Genomic DNA, 10,665 nt, shown 5'->3' with positions numbered 1-10,665 from the left:
GAGCTACCTCGCCGGCCTCCACCTCCGCGCCTCCATCATCTGGATCAACGATCTTCTGAAGGCAACCGGCTGATCACAACATCACACAGGCCCTAACGGCGCCTGAAATGGCGGAGAAGTGGCGTCGGTTTGGCGTACCCCTGCCTGCGCCGGTCGGCCACGTTGGAAGTCATCCGAACCGCTGCAGGAAGCAGGATCCGCTCCCGGGCGCCGCTGCTGCACGCCTGATCCGCAAAGGAACTCACGTCTGATGACCACGGACACGGACGCCCCCCGTCCTCAAGACCGCGACCACCGGGAACTGCGCCTGGTACTCCTCCTCCTCGCCCTGCTGGCGGGGCTGCTGATCACCGCGGCGGCCGTCTACGTCGCCCGTGTGCATCCGTCCCTCGCGCAGCCTCTGGGCGTAGGAGCCGCCGTCATGAGCGCGCTCGCCGCCATCGCCGGCGTCGTCGCCCGCACCATCCGGAGGTGATCGACTCTGGTTCGACGCATCGCACCGGTCAGCGACCGTCGCAGGCCTCGACGCCGGGCTCGCTACTTCTGTCCGAGCGGTGCGGCGAGGGCCCTTCGGGGGCGAAGCCGGACAGCACACGCAAAAGGTCGGGCCCGCCACCACGGGGGGAGCGACGGGCCAGACCGAGCGGCACCGGTGGACCTCATCACGGTTCCCTCCCGACCACCGCCGCCCGGACGTGGCGCACTCCATCCACGGCATCCTGGCGAGCATCGCGGATGACGAGGAACGGTTCGCCGCGCCCGCTGATCCGCCCCCGGACCGCAGCGGGCGCAGGCGGTGGACACCGGACGGGGCCAAGCGGCGGGTGGGCCAGCAGGTCACGAAGCCGGCCACGCCGGAGGAGGAGGTGCGGGCGATCCACCGCCTGGGTCGCGATGAGCAGGTGGCCGCCCGGGTCACCGGCTATTTCCTGCGTCGGCCCGATGTGGCGTCGCAGGTCAGCTCGGAGGAAAAGGTGCGGGTGGTGGAGGAGTTCACCCGCGACGACGACGTTGCGGCCCGGGCCACTATGAAGATGCTGCGCCGGCCGACGGTCGCCAAGCGGGCCATGGCCGACGATTATCAGGACTACGGGTTGGCAGCGTGAGCTGAGGATCTGCGCATGTCCGTCACCTCAGGGCCCGCTTGGCGAGTGAGTTCAGGCTGTAACGTCTGAACAAGGACGCGAACCCCCGCAGTACATCAGGGCCTCCGAGGAAGTCCACGCTACGGGACACGCGGCGGCCCGACAGGCTGACCAGGAACTCTGGGGCTTCCCGTTTGACGCCTTCGGCGTTCCGAGACGCTCGATAGCACTTGACGAGTGACTCCAGCAAGGTGATGTTCCTGGGGTGGATGCCGAACAAACGCTCGTCGAGCTCGGTGTAGGCGAGCCAGAGCTCCAGCAAATCCTCCAAAGCTTCCACGACTTCCGACCGGGGTCGGGCAGTCAGCAACTCCAGTGCGGCGATCAGATGTATGTACGGATGGATTCCGTTGGCTGAGTTGTACGGGTTGGGCTGCCACTCGGTCGGGAGGACTGAGAGCTGCTCCAGGGCCGATGCTGTCGGCTCTGGAGCGGTGACGCCGGTCTCCTTCATCCAGAAGGACAGTTCCCAGCGGAAGCCCGCGAGCGAGCGTTTCACGATCCACACCGCCGCCGTGGCGCCGACGTCGTGCGCATTCCGCAGCTCAGTCAGCACACCGTCAGCGAGGTTCTTCCAGGTGTCGTTGCCGACCTCGTAGTTGTCCCGCAGCCGGCGAACCAGCCTGGCCGCAGCCCGATCCGTTGGACCGGGGAACCGCGCATCAGCTGCCCGCATCTTGCGATCATGGTGTGGGTAAATGTCTCCCCGCATCCTCTGGTTCTACCAGCCACCGCCGGGACCGGTCCCGGAAATGAGCCTCAGCGATGTCACTGTGGCCTGGTGATCACGGGCATGCCGAGGTCGGTGGGGCCACCCCGGAAGTTGTTGTGGGTCCGGTCCGCTCCAGGCGGCGGTCGAGGGCGGGGAGCTTCTCCTTGGCCTTGGTGAGACTGACTTGGAGTCCTTGGACTTCGCCGAGCCAACCGTTCGTCCATGCTTCCGCGATGCGCCCGGAGAGGCTGCGGATGATCTCGATGAGCCGGGGCCGCTGCTTGCGGCCACCCGCAGCATCGGACATCGCAGACACGAGTGAGCTCTTTCAGCGTTGCCGCTCGACGAGGACGGCTGCGGTGATTGACGACATTCGATTGGGGCTGCACCGGGCTCTGCGGAAGATGCGCCAGGACTTCAGACGAGCCACTCCCCGTTCCACCGGTGCCCGGGCCGCGGTGAGCGCGCGGTTGACCGTGCGCTGGGTCGGCGACAGCTCGCCGCCGGGCGGGCGTATGACCGGTGTGGTCACCCATGGGCCGGCGCCCAGGTAGGCGCGGTCGGCGAGCACGAAGACGCCCTGGCGTTCGCAGATCCGGATGATCCGGTGGGTGCAGACCGTCCGTCAGGTCGTGGGCAAGGCCGGGCAGGACGGGCGAGAGCCACAGCAGGCGTCCGGCGGGGTCGGTCACGACCTGCACGTTCACCCCGTGCCGTCGCTGAAGCATCAGGCTGCTGGTGGCGCGTGATCATGTCGGCGCGGATCAGGTGGTACACCTCGCGGGCTGCGTAGCGTTTCAGGCAGCGCATGACCTCACGTTTCCCTTTCCTTGGGCGGTGCGTCGCTCCAGGTAGAGGCGGGTGCGCTCGTCTTGTCTCATGCGGGTGACCACGATGCGGTGCAGCGCGGCGTTGGCCTGCCTGTCTCCGCCGCGGTTGAGCCGACGGCGCCGGCTCTTCCCTGAGGACTTCTCAACAGGACTGACACCGCACAGGGCGGCGAAGGATGCCTCGCTGCCCAGCCGTTCCGGGTTGTCGCCTGCGGTGATCAGTAGGGCCGCCGCGCTGTCCGGTCCGATCCCGAGCTGCTCCAGCAGGCTGGGCGCGGTAGCCCGGATCGCTAGGGTCATCCGCCTTCCGAGCTCGGTGGCTTCTTGCCGAAGCTGCAGGACGCGCTGTGCCAACAGCCGCAGCGTGAAGACCGCCGTGTCGGCTGCCGGGTTGCCCTCGCGGGTGTCGGCCAAGTCTGCGCACCGGCGGAGCAGTAGCGAAGTCGAGAGCGGCTCCAGCTCCTCGCGCAGGGCGGACGGAGCGTTGACCAGCACGGCCTTGAGCTGGTTGAGCGCTTGAGTGCGGGCTTTGACCGCGGAGTTCTTCGCCAACCGGAGCATACGCAGCGCTTCCACTTGCCCGTCGCCGCACTTCGGTAGCGCCCGTGCGATGCCGGACAGCGCGGCCCGGGCGGCAGCCTCGGCGTCGACGGCATCGGTCTTGCCGCGGCGGCGCCGGGTGGATCGGTCGGGCTGGTTGACCTCCACCACCGGAACCTGCTGGCTCGCGAGGTAGCGGGCCAGGCCGGCACCGTAGCAGCCGGTGCACGCCACCCCAGCCCGCAGCACCGTCCCGCACTGGCGTGCCCAGTCGAGAAGGTGGCGGTAGCCGGCCGCGGTGGCCGGGAACTCCCGCTGCTCAGCAGCCCGCCAAGGTGGTCAAGGACGGCGGCGACGCGCACGTCCTTGTGGGTGTCGACGCCGAGCACCACCACGCGGGGCTCGGCCGCGGGCTCGACAGCGTGGGCAGCAGGAAAAGGCGGCAGGCATGCCGAGGGTGGTCACGGTGCTCCTGTTCGACGACGTACCGATAGTCAGCGCCGGTCGGGTGGAGCGGTCAGAACTGTGACGGTGCCTTCGAGGCCAAGGCCCCTATCGGGACACGCTCCGCCGGCCCAGTGCCGGTACGTGTCGCTCCGGCCGGGCTGACAGATCAAACACAAGGCACAAGCGGCCGGTGAGAGTACGAGTCAAGCCGTAGCCAGAACGACACGGCCACCATCCTCACAGTGGGAGTAGTCGGCCCGTCCGTCGCCGACCCGGTCGCATTCCGCGAGGGTGCCATCCAGCAGGACGTGATCGGGATCGGCTTCGCGCAAGGCACGCAGGAGCCCGGGTGCACGGTCGGTGAGCAGGCCGATCACCGCGGCCGTATAGGCGTGGGCGGCGCCGACGGAGATGCCGAGGCCGGCCGCGATCTGCGCGAGGGTGTCGTGCCGGCGCACGTACACCAGCCCGACCAGGGCACGCTGGTGCGGCGGGAGCTTGCAGCGACGGTCACCCTCGCGGGTGACGATGAGCATGGTGACCCCTGAGAATGTGACGCGGTCCGGGAGGACCTGGGTGTGGCTGATGGTGACCTGCCGGTGATGGCTTGAGTGGATTGGCCGCCCGGTCCTCCGGGACGCTCCGACTGCTGATTGAGAGCTGCGGTCATCGCTGGTTAGGGGCCTGTCGGCGGAGTGTTCCTGGGGCCGTGAATCTCTGGTCATGGCGGAAGGGAGCAGTCAGTTGAGGGCGCGTCATGCATGCATGTGGGTCGGGATCGACACCGGTAAGGGGCACCATTGGGCGGTGGCGGTCGACACTGACGGTGAGACGGTGTTCTCCTGAAGGGTCATCAACGGCGAGGACGACATGCTCCAGCTCATCGCAGCGGCCTGCGAGGCCGCAACTGAGGTGCGCTGGGCCGTGGACATCTCCGGCCGCGCCTCGACGCTACTGCTGTCCCTGCCCGTCGCCCACGGCCAGCAGGTGGTCTACGTGCCCGGGCGCACGGTCAACCGAATGTCCGGCGCATACCGCGGCGAGGGCAAGACCGACGCCAAGGACGCGCTGGTCATCGCCGACAGTGCTCGGATGCGCAGGGACTTCACTCCCTTGGACATCACACACGATTCCCAGGCCACCCTCCGGCCGCGCACCGCGCTGACCTGATCGCCGACCGAGTCCGGCTGATCAACCGGCTTCGCGACGCCCTGATGGGCATCTGCCCAGCGCTGGAACAGGCCTTCGACTACTCCGCCGCCAAGGTCCCGATCGTCATGCTGACCGAGTACCAGACTCCGGCCGCACTGCGGCGGACCGGCGTCAGCGACTGACCACCTGGCTGGAACGGCGCAAGGTCCGTGGTGCCGGTGACGTCGCCGCCCAGTCCGTGGAGGCCGCCCAGTCGCAGGTGACCGCGCTGCATGGCGAGAAACGGACCGCGAAGCCTGGCGGCGACCTGGCGCACCAGCTCCTCGCGCTGGACGAGCGGATCAAGGACACCGGCCGGGAGATCCGCGAGACCTTCCGCCTCGACGAGCGCGCTGAGATCACCGAGTCCCTGCCCGGCATGGGCCCATCCTGGGAGCCGAGCTCGTCGCGATCGTCGGGGACCTGTCCGGATACGCCGACGCCGGCCGGCTGGCCTCTCATGCCGGACTGGCCGGTACCGCGCGACTCCGGCCGCCGCACCGGCAACAACCATCGCCCGAAGCGCTACAACCGGCGTCTGCGGCACACCTTCTACCTCGCCGCCCAGACCGCGATGATGCGGCCAGGCCCGTCCCGGGACTACTACCTCGAGAAGCGATCCGAGGAACTGCCGCATACCCAGGCCCTGCTCGCGCTTGCCCGCCGACCCCGCAGACGGCATGACTCGATCATTGAGATTCCACTCGACCAGGGCGTGAGGCAGGTCGAGTGCGGCAGAAAAGGGAACCAACGAGGCTCCTGTGCCGGTGAGTTGAGACGTCGAACACCTCCCTCAACGGCACGGGAGCCTCGTGCGTTGCGGACACCGGCCCCGCGCCATGCCCAGGACAACGATCCGAACATGAACCAGTCACATGATCATTCGAGTTCTATTCGACCCACACTCCTTGACGGCCGCCACGTCGGGCCGCAGGAATTGCGTGTGCACTGCCTCGTAGGTGATCTCACCATCCCAGCTGGCTGCGGGCAGCACGGCGCGGGTGAACTCGGCGATCGCGTCGAAGCCGATCAGGACCTTGCCGTGGCCGGTCATCCAGAGGGCGTCGGGTGGAAGAGTGAGAGGAACCCCTCGACGTCTTTGTCGCGCTGAGCGTGATCGACAGTGGTGACGACCTGTTCGATGGCTTTGTTATCTGCGGTTTCGGTATCCATGCAGATCACTCTGAGACCTCAAGTAAACTTGAGGTCAAGGCCCAGCCGCGAGATCGCCCGGACAGGTCCTAGCCGTTGTGCGGAGTGTTATCAAGGCACGACACGCCAGCAGCAGTGTGAAGGAGCGTCAGCCCGGTCCCCCGGGCGGCTCAACCTCCCCACCAAGTGGCTCTCGCTTCTGCTTTTTGATGGTCCGTCACAAGACTGCCTCTGGACTTTCGAACACCCGATCGGCCCCTTTTCGTCACCCCTCAGACATTTCTGAAGTGGCGTCATAAATAGGGCGTGAGTATGTTCATTTCTGGTCGGCCGCTCAGCTGACATCCCTGAGAGATGGAGAAACGGAATGTCTGAGAGAAGGAGAAGCGGAGCGCGTAGGCGTGCCGTTGTCGCGATCGCAGCGTCGGTGGGAATTACGGCCCTGGCTGCAACCTGTGTGAACTACGCCTCGGCTTCCAGTCCCGTCCCGAAGTCCGCCCCGTCGATGCAGGATGCCGCTGCCGCCGCTCCCCTCGGAGGCGACGGCCAGACGAACTTCGGAGGCGACGGCCAGGCGCACCACGGCGACAGGAACGACGACGATGGACGGATCCACGTCAACGAGCGAACGTATTCAACGGAGCCGGGTGTGTGCACCGCTGTGATCAGTAGTCCCGCCAGCAGCTTCAACGTCCGAAACGAGAGTGACAGGACCATCGAATTCTTCAGCGGGATTACCTGCGACGCCGGCGCTCCAATCGCGACTATTGGGCCCCGAGGCTCCAGCAGCCAAATCCCCGGCACGACGGTCTTCGACGGGGCCGTGGTGCCATTCGCGCTTGTAGGCAGCTTCCGAGCAATCGACAAACGCCACTGACCCCACGCGAACCATGGGCAGCGACAAGCCTGCCTGTGGCACTTGGACCCCGGCCCGCCGCAATCGGGCCGGGCCCGTGCCCATCGAGCAGCGGCCGGCAGCGGATGCGATCCTCCGATGTGGGCCGCTCCATCCAGATTTGAAGCGACCGTATCGACGTGCTGGTTTAATTCTGAATTCAAGTTTCGCCGAGCCGGCGGTGTATACGTCGCGATTCGCGTGCACATTGAGTTCCAATGCGACACGCTCCCGTAGTGCCGCACGCTGGGTTTGGCTGACGACTGCACACGACCCCATGCGAATTCGCGCACTGCCTGTAAGGCTGCAGTGTGTCGGCGCAGCCTCTCCCGGAAGACTTCATGGAGTAATCAAAGGCCTTTTCTTGATCTTTGTCTAGCACGACACCCCTTGCAGCACGGGCCTCTTTCAGAGGCAGCTCGAGACCATCTGACGACCTGCGGTTAGTGGTCGGCCTTCTTTCTGTGGTTGGTCACACTCGCTGGCGCGCCGCGGTACTCGCACTCTGGGCACATATCCTCGACTCTCCGCCTCATCCACGGCAGAGATTGGTTGCGTCCTGAGAAGTGGTGTACGGGCTCCCACCTGATCCGGGCGTTTGCCCCGGCGTCGGAGTGAGTGTCCGGATACAAGAACGGCCACCGGCTGATCTTCGAGATGTCGAAGCTCGAAGGAGATCAGCACGATGACCGCACCCGACAACTGGTCCAAGCAGTGGAGGCGCTCACGACTTTTCCCCCTGGGCAGCCGAAGTGTCCGGAATGCGATCGAGTCATCGGTGTGGGCCCGACCAAGCTGTTTCAGGAGTTTGTGGCTAAGAGGGTGTCTCACGTGGCAAGTTTCGCGAGCTTCTTGTAACAGGTCAGGGCGGCGGCCAGGCCGAGGAAGGCGAGGAAGTGCGAGCCCTTTCGTTCGTATCGGACGGTGAGGCGGCGGTAGCCGAAGAGCCAGGCGATCGACCGTTCGGTCTTCCAGCGGTGCCGACCGAGGCGTTCGCCGGACTCGATGCCGGGCCGCGCGATGCGCGCGACGAGCCCGCGCTCGCGCAGCCAGGCCAGGTGTTCGGCGGAGAGTACGCCTTGTCCGCGCGGAGTTTGACGGGTCGGCGCCGCCGTGGTCCCCGGCGGGACCGGACGGCGGGTATGCCGCGGATGAGCGGTTTGAGGGCGAGGCTGTCGTGCATGTTCGCGCCGGACACGGCGACGGCGAGCGGGATGCCCTGGGCATCGGACAGCACGTGCAGCTTGCTGCCCTTCTTGCCGCGATCGACCGGGTTCGGTCCGGTCAGCGATCCCCCCTTTTGGCGCGAACGGGGGCCGCGTCGACGATCGCCGAGGTCCAGTCCACCTCGCCGCGGGCCCCGAGTTCGTCCAGCACCGCCCGGTGCAGCCGACGACACAGGCCGGCCTCGGTCCATACCGTGAAGCGGCGATGCGCGGTGGCGGGCGACGTGCCGAACGTCGGCGGCAGATGCCGCCAGGCACAGCCGCTGGTCAGCGCGTACACCACTGCCGTGAACACGGCCCGCTCGTCACACGGTCCTACCACCTTGCGGACGAGCAGCGAACGACGGCAGCAACGGGGCGGCCGGCTCCCAGAGTTCATCAGGAACCAGACGCTTCGATAGATCAGCACCCACGACCCGGCATCATGCCGCACGAACATCAAGTCACGTGAGACAACCTCTAAGCCTTGATTGGTGCGGCCGACCTAGCGGCCTGCTCGATCTTCGCGCAGTAGGCTGCACGGGCTTCCTCGTCGATCTGCTTCTCGTGTTCGGGGCGCACCCCGGTCCGGCCGTCGAGGCCCTCGCGCAGGATATCGGCGTGCCCGGCATGCCGGTTGGACTCGCCGAGGACATGGACCATGACGGCGAACAGGTTCGTGTTGGGATAAGGCTCTGGCCACCACGGCACGTGGCCGGGGGCGTCGAGGGGAAGCTCGTTGATCGTCGCGTCCGAGTGTTCCCACGTGCGCCGGTAGAACCCGATGATCTGATCGCGGGTCTCGTCCTCGGTCGCCCACAGATCGCTGCCGTTGGAGTCCTGCCACCGGGGCAGCGGTTCCGGGGAAGGGCGGTCGAAGACCTCGCCGAAGTACCTGGCCTCGACGATGGCCACGTGTTTGACCAGGCCGAGGAGGTTGGTCCCGGTCGCTGTCAAAGGTCGGCGGGCGTCGTATTCGGACAAGCCGTCGAGTTTCCAGAGCAGCGCCTTGCGGTCCCGCCGCAGTCTCCCGTGCAGGTTGTCTTTCGCGAATTCATCGATCATGCGGAATGAGCCTGCCATGGGCTGCTCGTGGTCTCAAGATCCCGTACGTGGTCCGCAACGACTGGCAGAGCCGAGGCCTGGCCATGGCCGCCGCCCTGACCTGCTACAAGAAGCTCGCGAAACTTGCCACGTGAGACAACCTCTAAGTACGCGCCACCGAACGAGGACTCAGAGGATGAGCGCACCCACATGCTGCTCTACGAGACACGTTCGCAGCTGACGCACGGCAACAGCCTCCTGGAAGTCGACGAGGAGACCGGCTTCGTTACGCCGGCCCCGGCGCGGATCGCGGAAGGCGAGCTTCACAGAATGGCTGCCGAGATCTGTCGCGCAGCAGTCCTGGGGTGCCTGCGCTCGCACGCGCCTGATGGAACCGCGTTCGAGTAGGGCGACATCAGTACAGGCGGCCTGAGGCGGGGTGCCCCGGCTGCAAGAGCCGCGCAGAGGCCACCGTGCCTGCGTTCCCTGGTATCGCGCGAAGGGCGTAGCTGGGCTAACAGGCGTCGACCGGGTTGGCTGGCAGCCGGGCTGGATTCGATGACAACGGACAACAGTTCTGTTCGTTCTCAACGATCTCAGTCGCCGTCTCACCCAAGGCAGTCGTGGGCCAGCAGCCGGGCCGTGAGGCTTAGTGCTGGATTCCTCAAACGACGTACATATATAGCCGCCGCAGTAAGCGCGGTGGTCGTGCAGGTCTTCCCCATACCAGGGCCGGGCTCGGGCGTTGATCTGGGATGTTGCGAGGCGGGTGGCATGTTCGATCTCGGCTGAACTGGGTGCAGTCCGCCCGCTGTCCGCCGGTGACGACGAGGGACAGCGGGCGGCAGTGGCCGTCGGCGCTCAGGTGGAGCTTGCTGGTGAGCCCGCCGCGCGAGCGGCCCAGGCCCTCACCTCCTGCACCGCCTCCACCAGCCGGGCGAGCAGACTCTGACAGGGCGTTTTCGTCCTGGTGTTCTGCCCGCTCGTCCCCCTTTGACGCCGGGGTCGGCGGCGGTTCGGTGCGGGCGCCGGCCGCATGCTGATGCGCACTCACGATGGTGGAGTCCACCGCGATGTCCCAGTCGATCTCACCGGCCGCGTCGGCCGCGGCCTGGACCCGCTGCAGCAGGTGTTCCCAGGTGCCGTCGCCCGACCACAGCCGATGGCGTTCATAGACCGTCTTCCACGGCCCAAAGCGCTCCGGCAGGTCCCTCCACTGCACCGGGTGCGCACCCGGTGCAGGATCCCGTCGATCACCTGCCGGTGATCCCGCCACCGGCCACAACGTCCGTTGCCGACCGGCAGGAACGGCCGCAGCCGTTCCCACTCGGCATCCGTCAAGTCACCCCGCCACACAGACAGGACAACGAGCCGACCGTCAGACAGTCACATGATCTGGCGGACAAGTCCTAGTGACCTGAGTCGGAGATTCGTCGTTGGTTCGGTATGAGTCGTCCGGGTCCGAAGATTCCGCCGTTGTCGGTGACCGATGCCCAGCGGGCCG

Annotated in this window: 7 protein-coding genes and 8 pseudogenes; 5 read left to right on the top strand and 10 right to left on the bottom strand. The window is 66.7% G+C overall.

The genetic code is table 11. The features are described from left to right. The first annotated feature begins 250 nt into the window (after positions 1-250). Both ABT063_RS51270 and ABT063_RS51265 read left to right on the top strand, forming a co-directional pair. Positions 251-475 (top strand): hypothetical protein, encoded by a 225-nt coding sequence (locus ABT063_RS51270; RefSeq protein ID WP_351069124.1) that lies wholly within the window; start codon positions 251-253, stop codon positions 473-475. A gap of 79 nt (positions 476-554) precedes the next feature. Then, positions 555-1,106, top strand: a complete 552-nt coding sequence (locus ABT063_RS51265) for a DUF6192 family protein (protein ID WP_351069123.1) — start codon at positions 555-557, stop codon at positions 1,104-1,106. Positions 1,107-1,128: 22 nt separating this feature from the next. On the opposite strand, the gene ABT063_RS51260 is transcribed toward ABT063_RS51265, so the two are convergent. The 5 genes and pseudogenes from ABT063_RS51260 to ABT063_RS51240 form a co-directional block, all read right to left on the bottom strand. Further along, a complete protein-coding gene (locus tag ABT063_RS51260; protein WP_351069121.1) occupies positions 1,129-1,821 on the bottom strand; it encodes a hypothetical protein in 693 nt (230 codons plus the stop codon). 109 nt (positions 1,822-1,930) lie between these two features. Continuing rightward, the gene (locus ABT063_RS51255) at positions 1,931-2,164 is read right to left on the bottom strand and encodes a hypothetical protein (protein ID WP_502991046.1); all 234 of its coding nucleotides are present in this window, start codon (positions 2,162-2,164) and stop codon (positions 1,931-1,933) included. Between the two features lie 21 nt (positions 2,165-2,185). Continuing rightward, a pseudogene (locus tag ABT063_RS51250) lies at positions 2,186-2,576 on the bottom strand (transposase family protein); the annotation flags it as partial. A 43-nt stretch (positions 2,577-2,619) separates the two neighbouring features. Continuing rightward, positions 2,620-3,673 (bottom strand): annotated as a pseudogene (locus tag ABT063_RS51245) (IS110 family RNA-guided transposase); the annotation flags it as partial. Between the two features lie 210 nt (positions 3,674-3,883). Then, positions 3,884-4,210: pseudogene (locus ABT063_RS51240) on the bottom strand (helix-turn-helix domain-containing protein); the annotation flags it as partial. Between the two features lie 187 nt (positions 4,211-4,397). Here ABT063_RS51240 and ABT063_RS51235 point away from each other — a divergent pair. Then, a pseudogene (locus ABT063_RS51235) lies at positions 4,398-5,532 on the top strand (IS110 family RNA-guided transposase); the annotation flags it as partial. A 240-nt stretch (positions 5,533-5,772) separates the two neighbouring features. Here ABT063_RS51235 and ABT063_RS51230 read toward each other — a convergent pair. The 3 genes and pseudogenes from ABT063_RS51230 to ABT063_RS51220 form a co-directional block, all read right to left on the bottom strand. After that, positions 5,773-6,038, bottom strand: a pseudogene (locus ABT063_RS51230) (SgcJ/EcaC family oxidoreductase); the annotation flags it as partial. 1,701 nt (positions 6,039-7,739) lie between these two features. Beyond that, positions 7,740-8,551, bottom strand: a pseudogene (locus tag ABT063_RS51225) (IS5 family transposase). A 46-nt stretch (positions 8,552-8,597) separates the two neighbouring features. Then, positions 8,598-9,182 carry a DinB family protein gene (locus ABT063_RS51220; RefSeq protein ID WP_351069117.1) on the bottom strand — a complete coding sequence of 195 codons (585 nt, stop codon included), beginning with the start codon at positions 9,180-9,182 and terminating at the stop codon, positions 8,598-8,600. Positions 9,183-9,187: 5 nt separating this feature from the next. Between ABT063_RS51220 and ABT063_RS51215 the strand changes: the two genes are divergently transcribed. Both ABT063_RS51215 and ABT063_RS51210 read left to right on the top strand, forming a co-directional pair. Further along, a complete protein-coding gene (locus ABT063_RS51215; RefSeq protein ID WP_257548903.1) occupies positions 9,188-9,316 on the top strand; it encodes a hypothetical protein in 129 nt (42 codons plus the stop codon). A 55-nt stretch (positions 9,317-9,371) separates the two neighbouring features. Then, positions 9,372-9,569 carry a hypothetical protein gene (locus ABT063_RS51210; RefSeq protein WP_351069115.1) on the top strand — a complete coding sequence of 66 codons (198 nt, stop codon included), beginning with the start codon at positions 9,372-9,374 and terminating at the stop codon, positions 9,567-9,569. 385 nt (positions 9,570-9,954) lie between these two features. Here ABT063_RS51210 and ABT063_RS52560 read toward each other — a convergent pair. Together ABT063_RS52560 and ABT063_RS52555 are read right to left on the bottom strand one after the other, a co-directional pair. After that, a pseudogene (locus ABT063_RS52560) lies at positions 9,955-10,071 on the bottom strand (IS5/IS1182 family transposase); the annotation flags it as partial. A gap of 104 nt (positions 10,072-10,175) precedes the next feature. Beyond that, positions 10,176-10,517 (bottom strand): annotated as a pseudogene (locus ABT063_RS52555) (IS5 family transposase); the annotation flags it as partial. Between the last annotated feature and the right edge of the window lie 148 nt (positions 10,518-10,665).

The organism is Streptomyces sp. NPDC002838 (assembly GCF_040295365.1).
In the GTDB taxonomy this organism is placed as follows: domain Bacteria; phylum Actinomycetota; class Actinomycetes; order Streptomycetales; family Streptomycetaceae; genus Streptomyces.
The sequence above is the reverse complement of the archived record's forward strand: the minus strand, read 5'-3'. Positions and strand labels throughout refer to the sequence as shown.

Bases quoted from the DNA above. Each gene is read 5' to 3' on its own strand.
- ABT063_RS51270 (WP_351069124.1), top strand. From the start codon at position 251: ATGACCACGGACACGGACGCCCCCCGTCCTCAAGACCGCGACCACCGG.
- ABT063_RS51260 (WP_351069121.1), bottom strand. From the start codon at position 1,821: ATGCGGGCAGCTGATGCGCGGTTCCCCGGTCCAACGGATCGGGCTGCG.
- ABT063_RS51255 (WP_502991046.1), bottom strand. From the start codon at position 2,164: ATGTCCGATGCTGCGGGTGGCCGCAAGCAGCGGCCCCGGCTCATCGAG.
- ABT063_RS51220 (WP_351069117.1), bottom strand. From the start codon at position 9,182: ATGATCGATGAATTCGCGAAAGACAACCTGCACGGGAGACTGCGGCGG.
- ABT063_RS51215 (WP_257548903.1), top strand. From the start codon at position 9,188: ATGAGCCTGCCATGGGCTGCTCGTGGTCTCAAGATCCCGTACGTGGTC.
- ABT063_RS51210 (WP_351069115.1), top strand. From the start codon at position 9,372: ATGCTGCTCTACGAGACACGTTCGCAGCTGACGCACGGCAACAGCCTC.